The organism is Pseudomonas sp. (assembly GCF_030683065.1).
Taxonomy (GTDB): domain Bacteria; phylum Pseudomonadota; class Gammaproteobacteria; order Pseudomonadales; family Pseudomonadaceae; genus Aquipseudomonas.
On record NZ_JAUXMX010000033.1, the window covers coordinates 107,081 to 130,489 of the forward strand.

22 protein-coding genes are annotated in these 23,409 nt (G+C 59.3%); 15 read left to right on the forward strand and 7 right to left on the reverse strand.

The genetic code is table 11. The features are described 5' to 3' along the window. Positions 1-34: 34 nt before the first annotated feature. The 4 genes from Q8K09_RS10445 to Q8K09_RS10460 all read left to right on the forward strand — a co-directional run bounded on the left by Q8K09_RS10445 (position 35) and on the right by Q8K09_RS10460 (position 2,709). On the forward strand, positions 35-340 hold the full coding sequence (locus tag Q8K09_RS10445) for a DUF6482 family protein (protein WP_305254904.1): 306 nt from the start codon (positions 35-37) through the stop codon (positions 338-340). Further along, entirely contained in the window at positions 334-1,887 is a 1,554-nt protein-coding gene (locus tag Q8K09_RS10450; RefSeq protein ID WP_305254905.1) for a cryptochrome/photolyase family protein, read from the forward strand. Before Q8K09_RS10445 ends, Q8K09_RS10450 begins: the two co-directional genes overlap by 7 nt. Continuing rightward, positions 1,884-2,030 carry a DUF2256 domain-containing protein gene (locus Q8K09_RS10455; protein WP_305254906.1) on the forward strand — a complete coding sequence of 49 codons (147 nt, stop codon included), beginning with the start codon at positions 1,884-1,886 and terminating at the stop codon, positions 2,028-2,030. The genes Q8K09_RS10450 and Q8K09_RS10455 overlap by 4 nt, the downstream gene beginning before the upstream one ends. 61 nt (positions 2,031-2,091) lie before the next feature. Further along, positions 2,092-2,709: an FKBP-type peptidyl-prolyl cis-trans isomerase gene (locus Q8K09_RS10460; RefSeq protein ID WP_305254907.1), complete on the forward strand. Its 618-nt coding sequence runs from the start codon at positions 2,092-2,094 to the stop codon at positions 2,707-2,709. 130 nt (positions 2,710-2,839) lie between these two features. On the opposite strand, the gene Q8K09_RS10465 is transcribed toward Q8K09_RS10460, so the two are convergent. Continuing rightward, a complete protein-coding gene (locus Q8K09_RS10465; protein ID WP_305254908.1) occupies positions 2,840-3,067 on the reverse strand; it encodes a hypothetical protein in 228 nt (75 codons plus the stop codon). Positions 3,068-3,342: 275 nt separating this feature from the next. Then, complete coding sequence (locus tag Q8K09_RS10470; RefSeq protein ID WP_305254909.1) at positions 3,343-4,311, reverse strand: polyprenyl synthetase family protein; 969 nt, start codon at positions 4,309-4,311, stop codon at positions 3,343-3,345. A gap of 246 nt (positions 4,312-4,557) precedes the next feature. Here Q8K09_RS10470 and rplU point away from each other — a divergent pair, with 246 nt between their 5' ends. The 5 genes from rplU (at position 4,558) to Q8K09_RS10495 (ending at position 8,544) form a co-directional block, all read left to right on the forward strand. Further along, complete coding sequence (gene rplU / locus Q8K09_RS10475; RefSeq protein ID WP_305254910.1) at positions 4,558-4,869, forward strand: 50S ribosomal protein L21; 312 nt, start codon at positions 4,558-4,560, stop codon at positions 4,867-4,869. 39 nt (positions 4,870-4,908) lie between these two features. Next, positions 4,909-5,166, forward strand: coding sequence for a 50S ribosomal protein L27 (rpmA, locus tag Q8K09_RS10480; RefSeq protein ID WP_003176049.1), 258 nt, complete (start codon positions 4,909-4,911; stop codon positions 5,164-5,166). A gap of 254 nt (positions 5,167-5,420) precedes the next feature. Continuing rightward, on the forward strand, positions 5,421-6,644 hold the full coding sequence (gene cgtA / locus Q8K09_RS10485; RefSeq protein ID WP_305254911.1) for an Obg family GTPase CgtA: 1,224 nt from the start codon (positions 5,421-5,423) through the stop codon (positions 6,642-6,644). Between the two features lie 195 nt (positions 6,645-6,839). Then, positions 6,840-7,958, forward strand: coding sequence for a glutamate 5-kinase (gene proB, locus Q8K09_RS10490; protein WP_305254912.1), 1,119 nt, complete (start codon positions 6,840-6,842; stop codon positions 7,956-7,958). A 127-nt stretch (positions 7,959-8,085) separates the two neighbouring features. Beyond that, a complete protein-coding gene (locus Q8K09_RS10495; protein WP_305255061.1) occupies positions 8,086-8,544 on the forward strand; it encodes a CreA family protein in 459 nt (152 codons plus the stop codon). A gap of 524 nt (positions 8,545-9,068) precedes the next feature. On the opposite strand, the gene rpsT is transcribed toward Q8K09_RS10495, so the two are convergent. Then, positions 9,069-9,347, reverse strand: coding sequence for a 30S ribosomal protein S20 (gene rpsT / locus Q8K09_RS10500; RefSeq protein WP_305254913.1), 279 nt, complete (start codon positions 9,345-9,347; stop codon positions 9,069-9,071). A gap of 195 nt (positions 9,348-9,542) precedes the next feature. On the opposite strand from rpsT, the gene murJ reads away from it, so the two are divergent. The 6 genes from murJ (at position 9,543) to ispH (ending at position 17,305) form a co-directional block, all read left to right on the forward strand. Further along, positions 9,543-11,087, forward strand: coding sequence for a murein biosynthesis integral membrane protein MurJ (gene murJ, locus Q8K09_RS10505; RefSeq protein ID WP_305254914.1), 1,545 nt, complete (start codon positions 9,543-9,545; stop codon positions 11,085-11,087). 76 nt (positions 11,088-11,163) lie between these two features. Beyond that, the gene (gene ribF / locus Q8K09_RS10510; RefSeq protein WP_305255062.1) at positions 11,164-12,123 is read left to right on the forward strand and encodes a bifunctional riboflavin kinase/FAD synthetase; all 960 of its coding nucleotides are present in this window, start codon (positions 11,164-11,166) and stop codon (positions 12,121-12,123) included. 14 nt (positions 12,124-12,137) lie between these two features. Then, on the forward strand, positions 12,138-14,969 hold the full coding sequence (gene ileS, locus Q8K09_RS10515; RefSeq protein ID WP_305254915.1) for an isoleucine--tRNA ligase: 2,832 nt from the start codon (positions 12,138-12,140) through the stop codon (positions 14,967-14,969). Positions 14,970-15,278: 309 nt separating this feature from the next. Continuing rightward, positions 15,279-15,779: a signal peptidase II gene (gene lspA, locus Q8K09_RS10520; protein ID WP_305254916.1), complete on the forward strand. Its 501-nt coding sequence runs from the start codon at positions 15,279-15,281 to the stop codon at positions 15,777-15,779. Continuing rightward, entirely contained in the window at positions 15,776-16,213 is a 438-nt protein-coding gene (locus tag Q8K09_RS10525) for a peptidylprolyl isomerase (RefSeq protein WP_305254917.1), read from the forward strand. Before lspA ends, Q8K09_RS10525 begins: the two co-directional genes overlap by 4 nt. A gap of 147 nt (positions 16,214-16,360) precedes the next feature. Next, positions 16,361-17,305, forward strand: coding sequence for a 4-hydroxy-3-methylbut-2-enyl diphosphate reductase (gene ispH / locus Q8K09_RS10530; protein ID WP_305254918.1), 945 nt, complete (start codon positions 16,361-16,363; stop codon positions 17,303-17,305). A gap of 287 nt (positions 17,306-17,592) precedes the next feature. On the opposite strand, the gene Q8K09_RS10535 is transcribed toward ispH, so the two are convergent. Genes Q8K09_RS10535 through Q8K09_RS10550 form a run of 4 tightly spaced genes read right to left on the reverse strand, consistent with a single transcriptional unit; the run spans position 17,593 to position 23,400 of the window. Then, entirely contained in the window at positions 17,593-18,033 is a 441-nt protein-coding gene (locus Q8K09_RS10535) for a type IV pilin protein (RefSeq protein WP_305254919.1), read from the reverse strand. Then, the gene (locus Q8K09_RS10540) at positions 18,033-22,511 is read right to left on the reverse strand and encodes a PilC/PilY family type IV pilus protein (protein ID WP_305254920.1); all 4,479 of its coding nucleotides are present in this window, start codon (positions 22,509-22,511) and stop codon (positions 18,033-18,035) included. The genes Q8K09_RS10535 and Q8K09_RS10540 overlap by 1 nt, the downstream gene beginning before the upstream one ends. 15 nt (positions 22,512-22,526) lie before the next feature. Next, positions 22,527-22,853 (reverse strand): hypothetical protein, encoded by a 327-nt coding sequence (locus Q8K09_RS10545; RefSeq protein ID WP_305254921.1) that lies wholly within the window; start codon positions 22,851-22,853, stop codon positions 22,527-22,529. Positions 22,854-22,863: 10 nt separating this feature from the next. Continuing rightward, positions 22,864-23,400 (reverse strand): PilX N-terminal domain-containing pilus assembly protein, encoded by a 537-nt coding sequence (locus Q8K09_RS10550; RefSeq protein ID WP_305254922.1) that lies wholly within the window; start codon positions 23,398-23,400, stop codon positions 22,864-22,866. Between the last annotated feature and the right edge of the window lie 9 nt (positions 23,401-23,409).

Sequence of the window (23,409 nt, forward strand, 5' to 3'; positions counted from 1 at the left end):
TTTTGTATAACTTTGTGCGCATGAGGTGATTGCCATGAATATGCACGACCTGTCCCGCCATGCCCACGCCGGGCACATCGACGAACTCAACCTGATTTCTATTGAGGGCGGCATCTATCTGCTCGAAGCCCACATGGACGGCCGCGCTCACCCGTTGAATGACAATGCCGGCAAGACCCTGCACTTGCGTTCGGTGGAGCATGCCCGCGATGTCTTGCGCGAGTTGCCGCAGTTGCCCTTCCACTTGGTGCATGCCGTGGTGCATGACGAGATGTGTGGGATGCAGGACGGCACTCAGGACACGCTACGCGTGCCCATTTCGTTCGGCTCCGCATGGTAGTTGCAGCGTCGACGGCAGTGCGCCGACTGGGTTTGCTGCTGGGCGATCAATTATCTTTCGATCTACCAAGTTTGCAGGCTCTCGACCCACGGCAGGATGCATTGCTGATGGCCGAGGTGGCAGCGGAAGCCGAGTATGTGCCGCATCATCCGCAGAAGATCGCGCTGATTTTCAGCGCCATGCGCCATTTTGCCGAAGCTCTGCGCGAGCGCGGCTGGCGTGTGCATTACGTCAAGCTGGACGACCCTGCCAACAGTGGTTCGTTGCCTAGCGAGCTGCAGCGTTGGGCGGCGCAGTTGCAGGCTGATGAGGTGCACCTTACCGAGTGCGGTGAGTGGCGGCTGGAAGATCAGTTAAGGCGTTGCGACCTGCCGATTACCTGGCATGCCGACAGCCGCTTTGTCTGCGCCCGTGACGAGTTTGCGCGCTGGGCCGAGGGGCGTAAGCAGCTGCGCATGGAATTCTTCTACCGCGAGATGCGCCGTAAAACGGGGCTGCTGCTCAATGGCGATGCTACTCCGGTGGGCGGCGCCTGGAACTTCGATGCAGAAAACCGCAAGGCGCTGCCCAAGCAGATCAAGGGGCCTATGACTGCGCGTTTCCCGGCGGATGGCATCACTCGTGAGGTGCTGGCGTTGGTGGCGGTACGTTTCAGTCATCACTATGGCAGCCTGGAGTCTTTCGATTATCCGGTGACCCATGCTGAGGCTGAGGCGCTGTGGCAGCATTTTATCGATTTTGCTTTGCCGGCCTTTGGCGATTACCAAGATGCCATGGCGCTTGGCGAACCTTTTCTGTTTCATGCCCGGATCAGCGCGGCGCTTAACATCGGTTTGCTCGATGTGCGTCGCTTGTGTGCCGATGTTGAGGCGGCTTACTGGCAGGGCCGTGTCCCGCTAAATGCTGCCGAGGGCTTTATTCGTCAGTTGATCGGCTGGCGCGAGTACGTGCGCGGCATCTACTGGTTGCACATGCCGGAGTATGCCGAGCGCAATTCCTTCGGTAATACGCGGCCGTTGCCCGAGTTTTACTGGACCGGCAAAACCCGAATGAAGTGCATGAGCCAGGCCATTGGTCAGACACTGGAGCATGCCTATGCTCACCATATCCAGCGGCTGATGGTTACCGGTAATTTCGCCTTGCTGGCCGGCATTCAGCCCACTCAGGTCTGTGACTGGTACCTGGCGGTGTATATGGATGCCTTCGACTGGGTCGAGCTGCCCAACACCCTGGGCATGGTCATGCATGCCGATGGCGGCTACCTAGGATCCAAGCCCTATTGCGCCAGCGGTCAGTACATCAAGCGCATGTCCAACTACTGCGGCGACTGCGCTTACAAGGTCACGGAAAGCGTCGGCGAGCGGGCTTGCCCGTTCAATGCGCTGTATTGGCATTTTTTGATGCGCCACCGCGAACAACTGTCAGGTAACTATCGCCTGGGCATGATCTACCGTGGCCTGGACAAGATGAGCGAAGCCAAGCAGCAGGGCTTGTGGCAGCGTGGTGAGCAGTTGTTGGCCAAGCTCGATGCCGGTGAGTCGCTGTGACCAAGGCTGAACTGCCAGTCAAGGTCTGTACGGTCTGCTCCAGGCCATACACATGGCGCAAGAAGTGGGCGCGCTGCTGGGCTGAGGTGAAGTACTGCTCAGAGCGCTGTCGGCGCCATCGTCCAGGCGCAGTGGGCGGTTAGGGCGGGCAGGTGGTTTGTGCTAGGCTGACCGCCCTTTTTTAACTTCCAGCGGAGCCTTCGCATGTCCGAACTCAATTTTTCTACTGACGAAACTCGCGTCAGCTATGGCATCGGTCGTCAACTTGGCGGTCAACTGCGTGACAACCCGCCGCCGGGCGCCAGCCTGGAAGCCATCATCGCTGGCATCACGGATGCTTTCGCTGGCCTGCCGAGCCGCGTCAGCGAAGCCGAGCTGTCAGCCAGTTTCAAAGTGATCCGCGACATCATGCAAGCCGAAGCCGCTGCCAAGGCTGAAGAGGCTGCCGGTGCTGGCCTGGCCTTCCTCGCTGAAAATGCCAAGCGCGACGGCATCACGGTATTGGCTTCCGGTCTGCAATACGAAGTGCTGACCGCTGGCGAAGGTGCCAAGCCGTCCAGTGAAGACAGCGTGCGCACCCACTACCATGGCACGCTGATTGACGGCACTGTGTTCGACAGCTCCTACGATCGCGGCCAGCCTGCCGAGTTTCCGGTTGGCGGCGTGATCGCCGGCTGGACTGAAGCCCTGCAGCTGATGAATGCCGGCAGCAAGTGGCGCCTGTATGTGCCGAGCGAGCTGGCTTACGGCGAACAAGGCGTTGGCAGCATCCCGCCGCACAGCGTGCTGGTGTTTGACGTAGAGCTGCTGGACGTTCTCTAAGCAGCGTTCACGGGTGGATGACGCTCTTTTCATCCACCAGAGCGGCCGGTAGTGGATGGGTGAAGCGTCATTCACCCGACGCTTTGCCCCGTACCCCAGGTGCGGTCCGGGATTGCGTTGCGCGCTTGCTTCACGGCCGCAATGCCCGGGCGTAGCAATAGAGAAACAGATTGCGCACCAGTTCCTTGAGCACTTGTGGCTCGCTGGAATTCAGCTCATGCATGTCTAGACCGCCCTGATCGCGCAACTCATCCAGCGCCTGTTCTTCCAGTAGTGCGCAGACTTCGCCGGTGTTGCGATTGAGAATGCGCAGGTAAGGCTGCGGCCGGTCCAGCCAGGCATCGATCAAATAAGTCATGGCTCATCTCCTTTCAAGTGGTTAGATGAGAATAATTCCTATTAAATATATAGCAAGTATTAATTTGCCGGTCCGGTGAGGGCGTGCGCGGTCTTTTGCTTGCGTAGGGTGGCTGTGTGCGTACGCAGGCTGCACATCCTGGTGCGCACAGCGCACCCTACACATTGCTCCCTGCGGAGCGGCGTTCTGCCAGCCCCCCCCATGTGGCTTTCAAAAGATCCATAGACAATAAAAAGCCCGTCGCGTGGACGGGCTTCTTGTGCTGCCTGAGGCTGTCAGTGGGTGCGGGCGACGGCGAAGCGGCTCAATTCGACCAGGGCGTCGCGGTATTCGCTGGCAGGCAGGACGTCGAGGCAGGCGATGGCGCGTTCGGCGTAGTCGCGAGCTTGCTGGGCGGTGTAGTCCAGGGCGCCTGCGGCTTCGACGGCGTTGCGGATGCTCTCGAGGTTCTCGATACCGCCTTTCTGAATCGCCTGGCGCACCAGGGCAGCCTGTTCGGCGGTACCTTCGCGCATGGTGTAGATCAGCGGCAGGGTCGGTTTGCCCTCGGCCAGGTCGTCGCCGACATTCTTGCCCAGAGTCGTGGCGTCGCCACGGTAGTCGAGCAGGTCGTCGACTAGCTGGAAGGCCACGCCGAGGTTGTCGCCAAAGGTGCGCAAGGCTTCGGTCTGTTCGGCCGAGGCGCCAGCCAGAGCTGCCGCGCTGTGGGTTGAGGCTTCGAACAGCATCGCGGTCTTGCCGCGAATGACCTCCATGTAGGTTTCTTCTGTGGTGCTGGCGTCGCGAATCTTCGACAGTTGCAGCACTTCGCCCTCGGCGATGATCCGCGTGGCGCGGGAGAGAATCTTCATCACCGGCATCGAACCCAGCTCGACCATCATCTCGAAGGAGCGCGAATAGAGGAAGTCGCCAACCAGCACGCTAGGCGCGTTGCCCCATTGTGCGTTGGCCGTGCTGCGGCCGCGGCGCATGTCGGACATGTCGACCACGTCGTCGTGCAGCAAGGTGGCGGTGTGCAGGAACTCGATGGTGGCGGCGAGCAGGCGCAGGTTGTCGTCCTGTAGGCCCAGGGCCTTGCCACTGAGCAATACCAGCAGTGGGCGCAGGCGTTTGCCGCCAGCGGAGATAATGTAGTCGCCGATCTTACCCACCAGCGGTACACGCGAGACGAGCTGTTGACGGATGATGCCATCGACGGCGGTAAAGTCATCCGCCACCACTTGGTAGAAAGCCTGGGGTTGCATCAGCGGCACGTGCTCTTCAAAGGTTGCGCGGCATGCTATGGGGCAAGGGGGGGGCTGTCAAGGCGAGTGGTGGTTGGCCTTGCGCTGTGGAGATTGCTTGCGTACAATCGCGCACCCTGAACTTCCCCCTGGGTATTTCCCTGACTTACGCAATTGCAAGGGTGTCTTATCCGGCCCCAAGCAGCCATGCCAGCCTCTAACTATTTCTATAAAGCGCTGGGTGAGCAGGATTAACGGAGATTTACCATGTACGCAGTGATTGTTACTGGTGGCAAGCAATACAAGGTCACCGAAGGCGAGTACCTCAAGATCGAAAAGCTTGAAATCGCTACTGGCGAGGCCGTTACTTTTGATCGTGTGTTGTTGATCGGCAACGGCGACGACGTGCAAATCGGCGCTCCAGTTGTTGAAGGCGCCAAGGTTGTGGCTGAGGTCATTGCCCAAGGTCGTCATGACAAGGTCACCATCATCAAGTTCCGTCGTCGTAAGCACCACATGAAGCGTCAGGGCCACCGTCAGTGGTACACCGAGATCAAAATCACCGGTATTCAAGCCTGATTCGTTTCGGCCTGATCCTCTAATAGGAGTATTGAACTCATGGCACACAAAAAAGCTGGCGGTAGTACCCGCAACGGTCGCGATTCAGAAGCTAAACGCCTTGGCGTGAAGATGTATGGCGGCCAGAAAATCATTCCTGGCAACATCATCGTGCGTCAGCGCGGTACCCAGTTCCACGCCGGTTACGGCGTAGGCATGGGTAAAGATCACACCCTCTTCGCGAAAATCGAAGGCGTGATCAAGTTTGAAGTAAAAGGCGCGTTCAACCGCCGTTACGTGAGCGTCGTTGCCGCTTAATAGCGCGACTGCTGGGAAAGCCCCGTCCATGCGACGGGGCTTTTTTGTTTCTGTATTCTTGGGGTTCTTGCCAAACTGTCCTGGGTGTAGCGTTCGATTTGAATGCAGGTCAATTTTGCAAGAACCTGGTTTTCTCGTTAGAGCCTGTTCAAGGTCTCGCGAGCTAGAGCCCTGCTTTTGGTGCGGCAGGGCCGGCGCGCAACAGACGTTGAGCTGGTTCTTAGATAACCCGCTTTGCTGCGGGAGGCGTACTTATGAAATTCGTCGATGAAGTATCGATTTCTGTAAAAGCCGGTGATGGTGGCAACGGCATGATGAGCTTCCGTCGTGAGAAGTTCATCGAAAACGGTGGCCCCAACGGCGGTGATGGTGGTGATGGCGGCTCGATCTATATCGAGGCGTTTGCGAACCTCAATACCCTGGTGGACTACCGCTATACGCGCCGCTTCCAGGCGCCGAATGGTGACAAGGGTGGTAGCACTGATTGCACTGGAGCCAAGGGTGAAGATCTGATCCTGCCGGTGCCGATTGGTACCACCGTGATCGATGCGGGTACCCAGGAAGTGATTGGTGACCTGGTCCGGGCGGGCCAGCGTCTGCTGGTTGCGCAGGGCGGCTGGCATGGTCTGGGCAACACGCGCTTCAAGTCCAGCACCAACCGCGCGCCGCGGCAGACCACGCCGGGCAAGCCGGGCGATGCGCGCGACCTTAAGCTGGAGTTGAAGGTGTTGGCGGATGTCGGTCTGCTCGGCTTGCCGAATGCTGGCAAGAGCACCTTGATCCGTTCGGTGTCCGCGGCCAAGCCGAAGGTCGCCGATTACCCGTTCACCACCCTGATACCAAACCTGGGTGTGGTCAGTGTTGATCGCTACAAGAGCTTCGTCGTTGCCGACATTCCCGGTTTGATCGAAGGTGCCTCGGATGGTGCCGGCCTGGGCATTCGCTTCCTCAAGCACCTGGCGCGCACCCGTCTGTTGTTGCACCTGGTGGACATGGCGCCACTGGATCTGACCGATCCAGCGGAGTCGGCGGCCACCATCGTCGACGAGCTGACCAAGTTCAGTCCTTCGCTGGCCGAGCGCGAGCGCTGGCTGGTGCTGAACAAGGCTGACCAGATTCTCGACGAGGAGCAGGAGGCGCGAGTCGCTGAGATCGTCGCGCGGATCGACTGGAAGGGGCCGGTGTATGTAATTTCCGCCCTGGCGCGCGAAGGTACTGATCAGCTGTGCTACGACATCATGGACTTCCTCGAGGCGCGTGCTGAGCGTATCCAGGAAAACCCGGCGTTTGCCGCCGAGCTGGCCGAGCTGGATACGCGCATCGAAGATGAGGCGCGCGCTCAGTTGCAGAAGCTGGACGACAAGCGCGTGCTGCGCCGTACCGGGGTCAAGCCGGTTGGTGATGTCGAGGAAGATGACAGCTTCTGGGATGAAGAAGATGATGCGGATGGCCCGGAAATCATTTACGTCCGGGATTAAGCAGTTTGAGAGCGCCGCTTAATTGCGGCGTTCTTGTCTTGTGCTCAGGGAATGTGAAAATACGCAGCCTTGCTGCAATCGCCGGGAGATGCTCTCGCGGCGGCGCTCGATATCTTCATGGCCTCCAGGTGATTGGGGTTGCGAGCGCAGTGGCTTCCGTTGCGTTGGGTGGTTTCTGCCGAGGGTTGGATGATCATGCGTGACAAGGTAACCAGTGCGCGGCGCTGGGTGGTGAAAATCGGCAGTGCGTTGCTCACCGCCGACGGGCGTGGCCTGGATCGTGCCGCCATGGCGGTGTGGGTCGCGCAGATGGTCGCATTGCGCGAGCAGGGCGTGGAGCTGGTGCTGGTGTCTTCCGGTGCGGTGGCGGCGGGCATGAGTCGTCTTGGCTGGACCGCGCGACCGAAAGCCATGCATGAGTTGCAGGCGGCTGCGGCCATTGGGCAGATGGTGCTGATTCAGGCTTGGGAGTCGAGTTTCGGCGAGCATGCGCGGCGCACTGCGCAAATTCTCCTGACCCATGACGATCTCTCAGACCGCAAGCGCTACCTCAACGCGCGGAGCACCTTGCGCACCCTGGTTGACCTGGACGTGGTGCCGGTGATCAACGAGAACGATACGGTGGTCACCGATGAAATTCGTTTCGGTGATAACGATACGCTGGCGGCGCTGGTAGCCAATCTGGTCGAGGCCGATCTGCTGGTGATCCTCACCGACCGTGACGGCATGTATAACGCCGATCCGCGGCATAACCCGGATGCAGAGCTGATTTACGAGGCGCGTGCCGATGACCCGGCGCTGGATGCCGTGGCCGGCGGCGTGGGTGGCGCGCTGGGGCGTGGTGGTATGCAAACCAAGCTGCGCGCGGCGCGGCTGGCAGCCCGTTCCGGGGCTCATACGGTGATTGTCGGTGGTGCCATTGAGCAGGTATTGGCGCGGCTCAAGGCGGGCGAGCGTTTGGGTACGTTGCTGGCGCCTGAGCGTGGTCTGCTGGCTGCGCGCAAGCAGTGGCTAGCCGGGCATCTGCAGACCCGAGGCACCCTGGTGCTGGACGCGGGAGCGGTCAAGGCCCTGGCGACTGGTCGCAAGAGCCTGTTGTCGGTTGGAGTCAAGGCGCTTCAGGGCAGCTTTCGGCGTGGTGAGATGGTGGTCTGTGTCGATACTGAGGGGCGCGAAATCGCCCGTGGCCTGGCCAACTACAGTGCGCTCGAGGCGCAAAAGATCATCGGTCAACCGTCGGATGCCATCGAAAGGTTGCTCGGTTATGTCGATGAGCCCGAGTTGATTCATCGGGATAATTTGATCTTGGTCTGAAACCTATTCAATGTTTGCTGTGCGTCCGCCTTGCAGCGTTGAGCGCGGGCTCGCAAAGCTTCAGTGCGGCCCGAAGCGAGCAGTGTTTATGTGCAGCTAATTCTGGTCTGAGGATGTGGTAATGCGAATGCGCAAAGTGCTGCTGGGTGCGCTGCTGGTGTTGCCGATGTGTGCGTCGGCCGAGCAGATAGGTGAGGTGTCCACGGTGTTCAAGTGGATGGGGGCGAACGACAAGATCGTGGTCGAGGCCTTCGATGATCCCAAGGTGGCGGGCGTGACCTGCTATCTGTCGCGCGCCAAGACTGGCGGGGTCAAGGGTAGTCTGGGGTTGGCCGAGGACCGTGCCGAAGCCTCGATCGCCTGTCGTCAAACCGGGCCGGTCAGTTTCAATGCTGGGCTGAAAGACGGTGAAGAAGTGTTTCGCGAGCGCACCTCGCTGGTATTCAAGACCATGCAGGTGGTGCGATTCTTCGATGAAAAGCGCAACACCCTGGTCTACCTGGTGTACAGCGATCGGGTGATCGAAGGCAGTCCGCAGAATGCGGTGACTGCCATTCCGATCATGCCCTGGCCGGAAAAAACCTGAGAGGCTGTGTCTGCGTGAGCGGGTAAGTGTGCGCTGTCGTCGAGCCGTAGGGCGCGCCGTGCGCGCCGGGGTGACGCGGGCATGATCTGATCAATCTATTCGGTGCGCGCAGCACACCCTACGGTGCGTAACCGCTCCCATGCCCAAGCCCTCCATCGCGTCTGCAATCATTCAGCGTCATGGATGGCTGCGCTCAAATCGTAGGGTGCGCCGTGCGCTCTGGGGTGACGCGGGCTTGATCTGTTCAATCTATTCGGTGCGCGCAGCACACCCTACGGTGCGTAACCACTCCCATGCCCAAGTCCGCCATCGCGTCTGCCGTCATTCAGCGTCATGGATGGCTGCGCTCAAATCGTAGGGTGCGCCGTGCGCACCATGTCCCCGCAATCAATGGTGCGCACGGCGCACCCTACGTCGGTCAATCGCGGCAGCTCGGGTGGGGCACCGCTAATCGTTTTCAGGCAATAAAAAACCGACCCTGAGGTCGGTTTTTTAAGAACTAGCAGTAAAGCGTGAGTCGCTAATTAAGCGGCTACTGCTTCGCTGAGGGCCTTGATATGGCCATTCAGGCGGCTTTTATGGCGCGCTGCTTTGTTCTTGTGGATGATGCCTTTGTCGGCCATACGGTCGATGATCGGCACAGCCAGGGTGTAAGCGGTTTTTGCTACGTCAAGATCTTTGGCGTCAATAGCCTTGACCACGTTCTTGATGTAGGTACGGACCATGGAGCGCTGGCTGGCGTTATGGCTACGACGCTTCTCAGCCTGTTTTGCGCGTTTTTTGGCAGAAGGTGTATTGGCCACCGTCAAGCTCCTCGAAAAAAAACTGTGGGTTACAAACAAATAAGGCCGCGAATAATGCCGATATGAGAGCTTGCTGTCAAGCCTGTTGGCTTTTACCTGTGCTGGCCTGACCAGTGGTGGACCGCTACACTCATTGCCTTTGCACGCCGACGGATTGTCCGTGGCTGTGCTTGTTTGCGGAAACCGAATTATTACATGAATTTGCTCAAGTCGCTGGCCGCTGTCAGCTCCATGACCATGCTTTCGCGTGTACTGGGCTTTGTGCGTGACACCATTATTGCTCGCACCTTCGGTGCTGGCGTGGCTTCGGACGCCTTTGTGGTGGCGTTCAAGCTGCCAAATCTGTTGCGTCGAATTTTTGCCGAGGGCGCCTTTTCCCAGGCATTTGTGCCGATTCTGGCTGAGTACAAGACCCAGCAGGGCGATGAGGCGGCGCGTACTTTTCTTGCTTACGTGACCGGACTGCTGACCCTGGTGTTAGCCCTGGTGACCTTTATCGGGATTCTCGCTGCACCCTGGATTGTCTGGATATCGGCCCCGGGCTTCGCCGACGAGGCCGACCGGTTCGCCCTGACCACCGATCTGCTGCGGGTGACGTTCCCCTATATCCTGTTGATTTCCCTGTCGTCGCTGGCTGGGGCGGTGCTCAATACCTGGAATCGCTTCTCGGTGCCGGCCTTCGTGCCGACCCTGCTAAACCTCAGCATGATCGTCTTCGCGTTATTTCTGACGCCCTATTTCGACCCGCCAATCATGGCCCTGGGCTGGGCAGTGTTGGTGGGTGGCCTGTTGCAGCTGCTGTTCCAGCTGCCGCATTTGCACAAGATCGGCATGCTTGTGCTGCCGCGCCTGAATCTCAAGGACACCGGCGTGTGGCGCGTGGTGAAGCAAATGGGGCCGGCGATTTTCGGTGTGTCGGTCAGCCAGATCTCGCTGATCATCAATACCGTCTTCGCGTCATTTCTGGTCGCAGGCTCGGTTTCCTGGATGTACTACGCCGACCGCCTGATGGAGCTGCCAGCGGGTGTGCTGGGTGTTGCGCTGGGGACTATTCTGCTGCCGGCCCTGTCGAAGACTCATTCCGGTGCCAGTCGCGAGGATTATTCCAGGCTGCTCGACTGGGGGTTGCGCTTGTGCCTGGTGTTGGCGCTGCCCAGTGCGGTCGCGTTGGCGATTATCTCCGAACCGCTTATCACCTCGCTGTTCCAGTATGGCAAGTTCACTGCGGCCGATACGCTGATGACCCAGCGCGCCCTTATTGCGTATTCGCTGGGGTTGGTTGGCATCATCCTGGTGAAAATTCTTGCGCCGGCCTTCTACGCCCAGCAGAACATCAGGACTCCGGTGCGGATCGGCCTGGTAACGCTGCTGGCGACTCAGGCAATGAATGTGCTGTTTATTTTCGTGATTCCCCTGGCCCATGCCGGCCTGGCGCTGGCCATCGGTCTGGCGGCCTGCCTGAATGCCGGGCTGTTGTACTGGCAACTGCGCAAGCGCGATATGTTTCAGCCGCAGCCGGGCTGGGCGCTGTTCCTTTGCAAGCTGCTGCTGGCGTTGCTGGCGATGGCGGCTGTGCTGCTACTGAGCATGCAGCATCTGCCAGCGTGGGCGGACGGCACTATGCTCTGGCGTCTCCTGCGCCTGGGTGGGCTGGTCGGGGTGGGATTGCTGGCTTATTTGAGCGTGTTGGCGTTGCTGGGCTTTCGGTTACGGGATTTTGCCCGGCGCAGCGCGCTCTGATGGAAGCTGATTTGCTGCCTGTCGTCCACTGCCCGGTGTGCGTATAATCGGCGACTTTATGAGCAAGAAGCACGCTATGCAGCTGGTTCGAGGCCTACACAATCTGCGGCCCCAGTATCGGGGCTGTGTCGCCACTATTGGCAATTTCGACGGCGTCCATCGTGGCCATCAGGCCATTCTGGCGCGCCTGCGTGAGCGCGCGGCCGAGTTGGCGCTGCCCAGTTGTGTGGTGATTTTCGAGCCGCAGCCGCGCGAATTCTTTGCCCCCGATACAGCGCCGGCGCGCCTGACACGCTTGCGCGACAAACTCGCGTTGCTTGCCGCCGAAGGTGTCGATCGGGTGCTATGCCTGAGCTTCAATCCACGCTTGCGTGAGTTGAGCGCCGCCGAATTCGTCCAGACAGTCCTGATCGACGGGCTGGGTGTGCGGCATCTGGAGGTCGGCGATGACTTCCGCTTTGGCTGCGACCGGGTCGGCGACTTCGCCTTTCTGGAACAGGCCGGTGAGCGCGAAGGCTTTACCGTCGAGGCCGCCGCGACGGTCGAGTTGGATGACGTGCGTGTCAGCAGTACCCGGGTGCGGCAAGCGCTGGCTGCGGGTGATTTCGCCTTGGCCGAACACCTGCTGGGTCGTCCGTTCCAGATCGCCGGACGCGTATTGCACGGGCAAAAGCTCGGGCGTCAGCTGAACGCACCTACCGCCAACGTGCAGCTCAAGCGCAAGCGCGTGCCGCTGAGCGGGGTTTACCTGGTCAGCACCGAGGTGGACGGTCAGCCGTGGCCGGGTGTCGCCAACATCGGCGTGCGCCCGAGTGTGGCGGGCGATGGCAGTGCCCATCTCGAAGTGCATTTGCTGGATTTTGCCGGTGATTTATATGGCCGGCGTTTGACGGTGGCATTCCACCACAAGCTGCGTGAAGAGCAGCGCTTCGCCTCACTCGAGGCACTCAAAACGGCCATTGCTGCCGATATTGCCGCCGCCCGTGCCCATTGGCAGGGTCAACCGCACAACCTGTTGGCAGGGCCAACCGTTTAAATGAAGAGCCTGAAATGACCGACTACAAAGCCACGCTAAATCTGCCTGATACCCAGTTCCCGATGAAGGCTGGCCTGCCGCAGCGCGAGCCGCAGATTCTGCAGCGCTGGAACGACATGGGTCTGTATCAGAAGCTGCGGCAGCTGGGTGAAGGCCGGCCGAAATTCGTCCTGCACGACGGCCCGCCCTATGCCAACGGCAGCATTCATATCGGTCATGCGGTCAACAAGATCCTCAAGGACATCATCACTCGCTCCAAGACCTTATCCGGGTATGACGCCCCCTACGTGCCGGGCTGGGATTGTCACGGTCTGCCGATCGAGCACAAGGTCGAGACCACCTTCGGCAAGAATCAGCCGTCCGACCTGACTCGTGAGCGCTGCCGCACCTATGCCGGCGAGCAGATCGAAGGGCAGAAGGCCGACTTCATCCGTCTCGGCGTGCTTGGCGACTGGGACAACCCCTACAAGACCATGGACTTCGCCAACGAAGCCGGCGAGATCCGCGCCCTGGCCGAGATGGTCAAGCAGGGCTTCGTGTTCAAGGGCTTGAAGCCGGTCAACTGGTGTTTCGACTGTGGATCGGCCCTGGCCGAAGCTGAAGTCGAGTACCAGGACAAGAAATCCGATGCCATCGACGTGGCATTCCCGGTCGAAGATGCCGACAAGCTGGCCGCCGCCTTCGGTTTGGCCAGCCTGAGCAAGCCTGCCAGTATCGTGATCTGGACCACTACGCCCTGGACCATCCCGGCTAACCAGGCGCTCAACGTCCACCCCGAATTCAATTACGCCCTGGTTGATACCGGCGACAAACTGCTGGTCCTGGCCGAAGAGCTGGTCGAAAGCAGCTTGCAGCGCTTCGGTCTGCAGGGCGAGGTGATTGCCATCGCCAAAGGCGAGACGCTTGAGCTGATCCGTTTCCGTCATCCGTTCTACGCGCGTTTTTCGCCAGTCTACTTGGCCGATTACGTCGAGCTGGGTGCGGGTACCGGTGTTGTCCATTCGGCGCCGGCCTATGGCGAGGACGACTTCCGTTCCTGCAAAGGCTACGGCATGAGCAATGACGAGATCCTCAGCCCGGTGCAGAGCAATGGCGTGTATGTCAGTGATCTACCGTTCTTCGGCGGCCAGTTCATCTGGAAGGCCAACCCGAATATCGTCGCCAAGCTCGACGAAGTCGGTTGCCTGCTTAAGCATGAAGCCATCCAGCACAGCTACATGCACTGCTGGCGGCACAAAACTCCGCTGATCTACCGCGCCACGGCGCAGTGGTTTGTCGGCATGGACAAGCAGCCCAACGAAGGCGACAGCCTGCGCCAGCGGGCGCTGGCCGCCATCGAGCAGACCGCATTCGTCCCGGCCTGGGGCCAGGCGCGCCTGCACGGCATGATCGCTGGTCGTCCCGACTGGTGCATCTCGCGTCAACGTAACTGGGGCGTGCCGATCCCGTTCTTCCTGCACAAGGAAAGCGGTGAGCTGCACCCGCGCACCGCCGAGCTGATGGAAGCCGTAGCCGTGCGCGTCGAGCAGGCGGGCATCGAAGCCTGGTTCAAGCTGGATGCCGCCGAGTTGCTCGGTGACGAGGCCGCTCAGTACGACAAGATCAGCGACACCCTGGACGTCTGGTTCGACTCCGGCACCACCCACTGGCACGTGCTGCGCGGCTCCCATCCGCTCGGTCACGCCACCGGCCCGCGCGCCGATCTGTACCTGGAAGGCTCCGACCAGCACCGTGGCTGGTTCCACTCATCCTTGCTGACCGGTAGCGCCATCGACGGTCACGCGCCCTATAAAGAGCTATTGACCCACGGCTTTGTGGTCGACGAGAACGGTCGCAAGATGTCCAAGTCGATGGGCAACGTGGTCGCTCCCCAGGAAGTCAACGACAGCCTGGGCGCCGACATCCTGCGCTTGTGGGTCTCGTCCACCGACTACTCCGGCGAAATGGCCGTGTCCAAGGTGATCCTGCAGCGCAGCGCCGACTCCTACCGGCGCATTCGCAACACCGCGCGCTTCCTGCTATCCAACCTCAGCGGTTTCGACCCGGCGCAGCACGTGCTGCCGGCCGCGGACATGCTCGCCCTGGATCGCTGGGCGGTGGACCGCGCCTTGCTGCTGCAGCGCGAAATCGAAGAAGCCTACGGCAGCTACCGTTTCTGGAATGTCTACCAGAAGGTGCATAACTTCTGCGTGCAGGAGCTGGGCGGCTTCTACCTCGACATCATCAAGGATCGCCAATACACCACCGCCGCCGACAGCGTGGCGCGGCGTTCTTGCCAGACCGCACTGTTCCACATTGCCGAAGCGCTGGTGCGCTGGATCGCGCCGGTGCTGTCGTTCACCGCTGACGAGTTCTGGCAGTACCTGCCGGGCGAGCGCAACGAATCGGTGATGCTCAATGGCTGGTACCAGGGCCTGAGCGAGCTGCCGCAAGATTTCGAGCTGAGCCGCGAATTCTGGGAGCGGGTCATGGCGGTCAAGGTCGCGGTCAACAAGGAAATGGAAGGCCTGCGCGCAGCCAAGGCCATCGGCGGCAACCTGCAGGCTGAGGTGACGCTTTATGCCGAAGACAGCCTGATCGCCGACCTGAGCAAGCTCGGCAATGAGCTGCGCTTCGTGTTGATCACCTCCACCGCCAGCCTGGCACCGCTCGCCAGTGCGCCAGCGGATGCCGTAGCCACCGAAGTTCCAGGCCTGAAGCTGAAGATCGTCAAATCCGGCCATGCCAAGTGCGCTCGTTGCTGGCACCATCGCGAAGACGTCGGCGTCAACCCGGCGCACCCGGAAATCTGCGGTCGCTGTGTGGACAACATCGAAGGCGCCGGCGAGGTTCGTCACTATGCGTGATGGCAGCCGCGCCGCTGTGCACTGTAGGACAGCCCCCGTCGTCCAGGCGCCGCGCTGTCGCGCAGCAAGCGGGAGGCTCAAGGATCAAGCCGTAGGATGGGTTAGGCGCCCGCAAATTGACCTGCTGCCAGCAGAGCAAATGCGCCGTAACCCATCATCGATATTCGCCCTGCCAGCGGCTGCCGGCATAAATCGCCCGATGGGTATCGCTGCGCTCAACCTACGCGGCCGCGCCATCCTACGGTTACTGGCTCCTGCAAGACTTGGTGCAGATTTAATTTCTTCTACAGAAAAACCTGGAGGGCATTCATGAGCGCCCGTTTTGGCCGGTTGCCCTGGCTATGGTTGAGCCTACTGGTATTCGTGATCGATCAAGCCAGCAAGTTCTGGTTCGACAACAACCTGACCATGTACCAGCAGATCGTGGTGATCCCTGAATACTTCAGCTGGACCCTGGCCTACAACACTGGCGCGGCCTTTAGCTTCCTGGCCGGTGCCTCGGGCTGGCAGCGCTGGTTCTTCGCGGCTATCGCCGTGGTGGTCAGCGTAGTGCTGGTGGTCTGGCTCAAACGCCTGAAACCGGACGAAACCTGGCTGGCCATGGCGCTGGCGCTGGTGCTCGGCGGCGCGCTGGGCAATCTGGTCGACCGTGTGGTGTTTGGCCATGTGGTCGACTTTATTCTGGTGCACTGGCAGCACCGCTGGTACTTCCCGGCCTTCAATGTCGCGGACGCCGCTATTTCCCTTGGTGCCATCCTCTTGGCGCTGGATATGTTCAAAAGCAACAAGTCCGGAGAAACCACCCCATGACTGACGTACGTATCGGGCCGGACAGGGAAGTCACCCTGCATTTCGCCCTAAAACTGGAAAACGGCGACGTGGTCGACAGCACCTTCGACAAGCAGCCGGCCACTTTCAAGGTCGGCGACGGCAATCTGTTGCCGGGTTTCGAGTCCGCTCTGTTTGGCTTCAAGGCCGGCGACAAGCGCACCGTGCAAGTGCTGCCCGAGCATGGCTTCGGCCAGCCTAACCCGCAGAACGTGCAGATCATGCCGCGCAGCCAGTTCAAAGACATGGAACTCTCCGACGGCCTGCTGGTGATCTTCAACGACGCCGCCAATGCCGAGCTGCCGGGCGTGGTCAAAGCCTTCGACGACAGCCAGGTGACCATCGACTTCAACCACCCGCTGGCTGGCAAGGCGCTGAGCTTTGATGTGGAAATCATCGCGGTCAAAGCGCTCTAGCTAGCGTCTCTGCTTCTGTGGGAGCGGCTTTAGCCGCGAAGCCCTTGCGGCTGGCGGCTACTGCCGCCCCCACGGTCTTGCCGGCCCACCCTACGAGTGATCCCGCGTTACACTCTTCATCCTCAAGTTCCCGCGTGCCGAGGCCCCATGCATATCAAACTCGCCAACCCCCGCGGCTTCTGTGCCGGTGTCGACCGGGCCATCGAAATCGTCAACCGCGCCCTGGAAGTCTTCGGTCCGCCGATCTACGTGCGCCATGAAGTGGTGCACAACAAGTTCGTGGTCGAAGACCTGCGCGCCCGCGGCGCCGTCTTCGTCGAAGAGCTGGATCAGATCCCCGATGATGTCATCGTCATCTTCAGTGCCCACGGCGTATCCCAGGCCGTGCGCAGCGAAGCCGAACGGCGTGGTTTGAAGATATTCGACGCCACCTGCCCGCTGGTGACCAAGGTGCATATGGAAGTGGTGCGCTACAGCCGTGAAGGTTGCGAATGCATCCTTATCGGCCACGCCGGTCACCCGGAAGTCGAAGGCACCATGGGCCAGTACGACGCCAGCAACGGCGGCGCCATCTACCTGGTGGAAGACGAGGCCGATGTCGAGCGCCTGCAAGTGCGCAACCCCGAGGCCCTGGCCTTCGTCACCCAGACCACCCTGTCGATGGACGACACCAGCAAGGTCATCGACGCTTTGCGCGCCAAGTTCCCGGCCATTGGTGGACCACGCAAGGACGACATCTGCTACGCCACCCAAAACCGCCAGGACGCGGTCAAGCAACTGGCCGCCGAAAGCGACGTGCTGCTGGTGGTCGGCAGCCCCAACAGCTCCAACTCCAACCGCCTGCGCGAACTGGCCGACCGCATGGGCACCCCGGCCTACCTGATCGACGGTGCCGAGGACCTCAAACGCGAATGGTTCGACGGCGTTGCCAGCATCGGCATCACCGCCGGCGCCTCAGCCCCCGAGGTGCTGGTGCGCGGCGTGGTTAGTCAATTGCAAGCCTGGGGCGCGGTAGGGGAAAGCGAGCTGGAAGGGCGGCCGGAGAATGTGACGTTCTCGATGCCGAAGGAGTTGCGGGTGAGGCAGGTGTAAGGCTTAAGGCTGCGCTGCCGGGCCGCCGAGCGCACGGAGCGAAGCCGGAAGCGATAACCCGCCAGAATCGCGCGCGGCTGAACCATCGGTGCATGCAGCCTACAGCGAGCGTCACCCTACCGATTACAGGTTATCCAAGGTCGAGGAGTTGTTCGAGATCGTAGGGCGGCTTCGGAGCGCAGAGACAACCCGCACGTTTGCTCCGCGCCGCCGAACCATAGTGCATTGCCTTCGGCGAATGTCACGCCCCAAGGATCACGGATTGCTTCCGATCCACTCTTAGTCACTTACCAGCAGGTTTGCACTGTGCCTGTTCCCGTCTCGGCTTTTACTCCTCGACTGTCCAGGCTGAGGTTGCCGCACTGGCTATCGCCTGTTTGTGGGCCAGTAGTGGTTGCAACCAGTCGCACGCAGCGGGAAATAGGGGTTCCCGCTGCGCAGACTTCGGCCGCAATACTGTAGCGCTGTTCGTCACTGATCACGGGAGCATTGGCTGCTGTGTTAGGGAATGCTAGGCCGCCGACTCCCAGGTTGGCGGTATAAGTTTGGTTCTGTGAGTAGAACCGTTCCTGTGTCTGCATGATCTGGGTCAGTTTGGCATGGCCATCGGAGCGGCCCGACTTGAGCATGTATTGCTGGTAGCTAGGGTAGGCTATTGCGGCAAGTATGCCGATTATAGCCACCACAATCATCAACTCGATCAGCGTGAAACCGCGCTGGTATCGCATCAGTTTTCTCTCCAGTAAGTGGTTGTAACTGGGGCGGGATTCTCACAGAAATCCGCGCCATCGACACAGCCGTCTGGGCCTCCACCACTCCCGCCCGCAGCCCCTAATCCGCCAATTTCTGAACCATTGACGATATTTGGAGTGCCATCATCGGAAAATATGATGGCCGGCGATGGCGGGATACCCGAGCGCACCAAAGCGTAGCTGCGGATAGGTACCTCGTTCTTGCTGAAGATCGCACTGGCATCGCTCAGGCTCAAGGCGTATGAACGGCCACGTCCTACGTCTGGGCCGCAGGTGGTTATGGTCTCTCCACGGGGGCTGAAAGTGTTGAACAAAACGGCGCCGCGGAAGGAGAGCGATGCGGAGAGCACCTTTTCTCCTTTGGGTAGGCGCAAGAACCAGCCTTGGCTATTGTCCAGTAGCGTTTTGTTGGGTACGTAGTTGTTGCCTGGGGTAAGTTGTGCATAGAGCTCGTTGATGTCTTGGCGTAAGGCTGGCAAGCCGTTGTCGGTATCAAGAGTGGCAAGCTGGGCCTGATCGATCAGGTACTGGTAGGCCTCGAACGTCGCCAGATCATCCCCGTAGATGGCTTTGGCCGCTGCGAGTTGCTCGGCGCTCAGAAGTCCGGAGCTTTCGTCGTAGGCAGCGGTGGATATTGCATTTGCTTCTGCCTGAGCGGTCGCTGCTTGGCTAACGAGTGCTGAGCGCTCGGTCTCTAAGGATTGAAGCAGTGCGATGTTGCCGGCCAGGTTGGTCGCGGTATTAGCCAGTTCTGTGTTTTTAGCGATTTCTTCTCGAGCCAGAAGCTCTTCCACGCTCTGCAGTGGTCCGGACTGTGGTCCTGTAAGGGCCTGCAAGCCATTCAGGGCCGTCTGGATACCAGCTGTGTCGCTGCTGCTGATGGCGCTTTTCAACTGGGTTAAAGCATCTTGCAGTGCGGTCTTGCTGTCACCGGAGTTCAGCTCATCGCGTTTGGCAGACCCGGGAGCGTCGGCATAGTCTTGATTCAGGCTATCCAGGCCAGCTTGAAGGGTGTTGATGGTGTCGTCATCCGCTGATGCGGCCTTAGCCGCGACGATTGCCTGTTCCTTGTCCAGAATTTGCTGATAGAGCGATCCCAGTTCGCTTTGTAGGTTGGTCAGTGTGCTGTAGAGCCCTACCAGGGACTCGGCTTGGGTATGCAGTACGTTCTTCTTGTCAAAGGCTGCTTGTGCTACCGCAGCAGCGCTGCTGTACGCGCTAATAGCAGCAGTTTCTGCTGCAGTTGCAGCGTCCAGGTTTGCCACCGTCTCTGGGGTCGAGAGGGCGTCATCAGCTGCTTGCGCGGACTCCTTGGCGGTAACAGCGGCGGCTTTGTTGGCAGCGGCGCTATTGTAGGCGGCATCTTTATCTGCCAAGTCGGCATCCGCTTCAGCGCGTGCTTGTTGCATGGCTGCCAAGCTCTGCTGGCTTTCAAGCAGGCCTTGCTGGAGTGTGCTTTGCTCAGTGCTTTCTGCGGCATGGGCAAGCAAATAGGGATCGGCTGCCATAATGGCGTCAATTTCGGACTGTTTGTCATTGGCGCTGCTGTTGGCTTGGAGCATGGCGTTGTACTTGGCAGTGAAGAGCGATGCGTCCTTGTGCGCGTTGAATGCATCGCGGGCGGATGCTACGGATTGGTTGAGGGCATTGATCAGGGCCTCCGCCTCTGCGATATCTTCTAGAATCCCTGCAGCCTCGGCATCGGTAAGGTCGACACTGGATACATCGACCAGATCGCTTTCAGTGATCGGCTTGTCTGGACTGATTTCAGTGGCCCCGTATGCATAGCTTGCAGGCTTGTTGAAGACATTGGCATCGCGTAGCACATAGAAGCGATCAATGGTGTCTTCGCTGAGCGGGTGCGCCCGATAACCTGAGCCAAGAGAGATGGTGAAGTACGTCTTTCCGCCGCGCTCCCGAACCAATGCGACGTCCGGAGTGCTGAAGAACCGGCGGTTATTCAGTGCGGAGTCCCCTCCGACGCTAGCGATGCGACCGCCAGTGGCCAGGTTGGCGGCGCCCGTGTTGGCGTTATTAATATCGAAGCGGAACACCTGAGCGCGGCTATCAGCGGCATAAAGGATATCGGCCAGGCCATCACTGTTGATGTCGATGACTACGGGGTCGGCCGGCATGCTGTGAGTCATGCTGGCCAGTTTCAGGTTGGCGCCGGTGTCGGAAGCATTGCTGGCGCGCCAGATCAACTGGCCGGTGTCGGCGTTGACGATATACAGGCTATTGCCATAGTTGTCGTTGGCGGTAGGGGTGTTGGGGCTGTCAACGTCCTGAATCGGGTCGTAGCCGCCAGTAAAGATCAGCACCTTGGTGGCTGTGCCGTTGACCTTGATGCTTGCCAGTTTTGGTGTCGACCAGGTTTGGCCGAGTTTCTCGAAGCCGGGGGTTGAATCGGTAGTTGTACCGCCCTTGATCACCCATTTGAGTGCCGGGGTGTTGATGTTCCCCACATCCAGGGCGTAATAGTTGCGGCCACCACGACGCATGCCGGCATAGAGAATACTTTTTGTGATATTGCGGGTTTTTGCCGTTGTGTCGAGACTGCCGTACTCAACCCATAGATTGAACTGGCCGTCCATGCCATAGCGCTTGGCATCGGATCCCTTGGGGTCCTGATAATAGGCATTGAGGTTGGACAGCAGTTCCTTGGGAATGAAGGCGAATTTTTCCGCGCCGGTCTTGGGGTCTACCGCATGGATAAAGCCTTCATTGGTGCCGAAGAACATATAGAGCTGTTCAGGGGAAGTGGCTGTGCCGTTCTTGGCAGCCTCGACGCGTACCAAGTCTTCATCGGTCTTGTAGGCCACCAGGCGCGGTTCGTTATGCAGGACGTCAGCAAGCTGCAAGCGCGCCTGGCTTGTGAGGGGGTCGATCCCTCTGCCCCACTTGATGGCGTTCTCTCTGGCTGTGTCCGAGCCGGTTGCCGTGCCAACACCGAGCATGGTTTTGCTAATGGCGGTGTTGGATGTCGTCAGATCATGGGCGCTGCTGGTTAATGACACGCTTCCTGTTACACCTGCCGACGCGGTGGGCGAGCGATCAGTCGCTGTCCAGGTGAACAGATTGCGCGCGTCGGGGTTGCTCAGCAGGCCAGCGATTCCGCCTTTTGCTACGTCACGACCATCCTGAAGCGACCAGTAACTCGATGCACTTTCCTTGAAAAAACCGGTTGCTTCATCAACCGCAGGTTGACCATTTTTATCAACGATTTGCGCTGCAGTCTTGTTGCCGTTGACGTCGGTGGTTTCCGCCTGGAATTTGTAGCGTTTAACGTTGCCGACCCAGCGGGCACCTTCCGCAGGGCGGAACAGGGCGTAGTAAAGGTCGTTGCGGTAGCCCAGGTTGTTGTAGGCGCTTACCGCGACGCTAGGGGTGGCGAAGGTCGTGTTTTCCGCAAGAATTTCCACCAGAATCGACTTGAGTGCAGTCACCAGGCCAGAGGTATCGTCGGTGGTGAAGTAGCGGCCATTGCCTGCACTAGCCGTGTTTTGCAGCAGGGTTTGGTTGGTAGCAAAGCCGATGGTGTAAGTGCTGATCGTCTGCTTGCCGGGCTGCGAAGAGCTAACGTCTTGGTTGGCCAAATGCTCGGCAAGGTGAGGCATGCACTCGCCACTGTAGTTGCTACTGCTAGTACCCGGGTTACGGCAGTTGGCGTTGGCAGTGGTGTATTGCGTGTTAGCTGCCCCCGCGACGCTGATCAATGAGCGAATGTCGTTGTTGGCGGCGTTGTCATAGGTGGGGGCTCCGTCGGTGAGCAGAATTATATTGCTCTTCTGGCAGGAGTATTGGATTGGGCTGGAATAATTGCCTCCACTCTTGGATGAGGAAACACTTGGTTTAGAGGTCAAATAACCGCTGCCACTGCTATTTTCATAAGCTGCATAAGTGCTGCCACCAAACTTCGGTGCTGCGCCTTTCATATAAAGCGCAGCCTCATAGAAGGATTCTGAAAGAGGAGTATTAGGGTACGCGTAAAGGCTGTTTAGCTCTGTCTTGAAGTCATCGGCAACCGTGCTTGCTCGTCTTACGGGGATGGCAACCATCCCGCCTTGCATATTGCTGCCGCCGTCTGCGTAGGCGTCAAAGTGCATCAGTCCAATATTGACATCGTCGCTTAAGCGCAATTCTTCAATAAGCTCGTTGGTTACGTCTTTGACGACTTGCAGTCGAGTCTTGCGATAGGTTTTGTTTTTTCCACTCCCGCTCTCAACACAGCGGTTGCGAATACCTCTATCCGAAATTTCGCAGGTGGTTCCATTTACTGCAGCATCCATAGACCCCGAGTTATCGATGACGAACATCAGATTGGGGCGAACCTGCTGATCCTCTGGAAGGCTGCGGCTGACATAAATCTCCGTGTCGTCAGCTAGTGCAGTTTGCAGGGTGAGGCTTATATAACAGAAGCTGCCAAGGACAAAAGCAAACGGGCGAATGTTCATATTTATGATGTCCTGTTATTTGGCAACGATTTCGCTGATGGCGTCGATCGGCTTGCTGCGAATGAATACGGTGCCTATCAATGTTTGCCCATCTTGCAGCGCATTGGCCGCTGTCTTGCGACCTTGGATATAGAGTTGTGCGTCGGGAGTGAAGGGCAGCAGGCGCAGAGGGCAATCTGGGCAGGGAGACAGTTCGCCGTACGGGTAACCGCCAGTCATACGGACAGTGACGGTCGCCATTTCCAGCGGGCTATAGCTATTTATATCGCTATCTTCGGCATGGGTAATGCCTGTCAGTAGCAGGGTGGCGGTCAGGGCGAAGTAGGCGGTCAATCGGCTCATGGTATTTCCCCTAACCTTTGGTGTTCATGAAGATAATGCCCTGCGATTGCTCGGAGTAGGCGCCGTTGTCCATTTGCGAGCGGGTTTGCAGTTCATAGTCGGTGCATTCGAAGCGCTCGACGTTGGCCCCGGTACAGAGGCTTGTTTTGGTATAGCGAACCACGGTGAAACCTGGGGCTGGAATGGGCGTCGTAGTGTCTACGGCCCTTCTGGTCGTGTTGGGTAGGCCGAGTTGCTTGAGTTCGGTGGCGGTGAGTTTCTGTGGGTAACCGTCTGCGCCATTACTGAACGATCCTGCGTTTATTGCATCGAGTAGCGGTGCGCGTCCTAGCAAGCTGGCATTGAAGGCGAGCAGTTCTGAGCGAATTTCGTTCTGTGCCTGTTGGAATGTTTCATTACGGAACTGCGAGTTGCTGGCCATGCGTTCTTCCAGCGTGGAGAACTGCATGGCGGTGATGCCTGCAATAGTGAGTACGACCAGAAACACCAGCGCAACGATCAAGGTGGCACCGGTTTGGCGGGAGTGGGTTGCAAGGGTCATGTCCATAGTGCCGAG

Excerpts from the sequence above, each read along its gene's own strand:
- Q8K09_RS10445 (WP_305254904.1), top strand. The coding sequence starts at position 35 with ATGAATATGCACGACCTGTCCCGCCATGCCCACGCCGGGCACATCGAC.
- Q8K09_RS10450 (WP_305254905.1), top strand. The coding sequence starts at position 334 with ATGGTAGTTGCAGCGTCGACGGCAGTGCGCCGACTGGGTTTGCTGCTG.
- Q8K09_RS10460 (WP_305254907.1), top strand. The coding sequence starts at position 2,092 with ATGTCCGAACTCAATTTTTCTACTGACGAAACTCGCGTCAGCTATGGC.
- Q8K09_RS10465 (WP_305254908.1), bottom strand. The coding sequence starts at position 3,067 with ATGACTTATTTGATCGATGCCTGGCTGGACCGGCCGCAGCCTTACCTG.
- Q8K09_RS10470 (WP_305254909.1), bottom strand. The coding sequence starts at position 4,311 with ATGCAACCCCAGGCTTTCTACCAAGTGGTGGCGGATGACTTTACCGCC.
- rplU (WP_305254910.1), top strand. The coding sequence starts at position 4,558 with ATGTACGCAGTGATTGTTACTGGTGGCAAGCAATACAAGGTCACCGAA.
- rpmA (WP_003176049.1), top strand. The coding sequence starts at position 4,909 with ATGGCACACAAAAAAGCTGGCGGTAGTACCCGCAACGGTCGCGATTCA.
- cgtA (WP_305254911.1), top strand. The coding sequence starts at position 5,421 with ATGAAATTCGTCGATGAAGTATCGATTTCTGTAAAAGCCGGTGATGGT.
- proB (WP_305254912.1), top strand. The coding sequence starts at position 6,840 with ATGCGTGACAAGGTAACCAGTGCGCGGCGCTGGGTGGTGAAAATCGGC.
- Q8K09_RS10495 (WP_305255061.1), top strand. The coding sequence starts at position 8,086 with ATGCGCAAAGTGCTGCTGGGTGCGCTGCTGGTGTTGCCGATGTGTGCG.
- murJ (WP_305254914.1), top strand. The coding sequence starts at position 9,543 with ATGAATTTGCTCAAGTCGCTGGCCGCTGTCAGCTCCATGACCATGCTT.
- ribF (WP_305255062.1), top strand. The coding sequence starts at position 11,164 with ATGCAGCTGGTTCGAGGCCTACACAATCTGCGGCCCCAGTATCGGGGC.
- ileS (WP_305254915.1), top strand. The coding sequence starts at position 12,138 with ATGACCGACTACAAAGCCACGCTAAATCTGCCTGATACCCAGTTCCCG.
- lspA (WP_305254916.1), top strand. The coding sequence starts at position 15,279 with ATGAGCGCCCGTTTTGGCCGGTTGCCCTGGCTATGGTTGAGCCTACTG.
- Q8K09_RS10525 (WP_305254917.1), top strand. The coding sequence starts at position 15,776 with ATGACTGACGTACGTATCGGGCCGGACAGGGAAGTCACCCTGCATTTC.
- ispH (WP_305254918.1), top strand. The coding sequence starts at position 16,361 with ATGCATATCAAACTCGCCAACCCCCGCGGCTTCTGTGCCGGTGTCGAC.
- Q8K09_RS10535 (WP_305254919.1), bottom strand. The coding sequence starts at position 18,033 with ATGCGATACCAGCGCGGTTTCACGCTGATCGAGTTGATGATTGTGGTG.
- Q8K09_RS10540 (WP_305254920.1), bottom strand. The coding sequence starts at position 22,511 with ATGAACATTCGCCCGTTTGCTTTTGTCCTTGGCAGCTTCTGTTATATA.
- Q8K09_RS10545 (WP_305254921.1), bottom strand. The coding sequence starts at position 22,853 with ATGAGCCGATTGACCGCCTACTTCGCCCTGACCGCCACCCTGCTACTG.
- Q8K09_RS10550 (WP_305254922.1), bottom strand. The coding sequence starts at position 23,400 with ATGGACATGACCCTTGCAACCCACTCCCGCCAAACCGGTGCCACCTTG.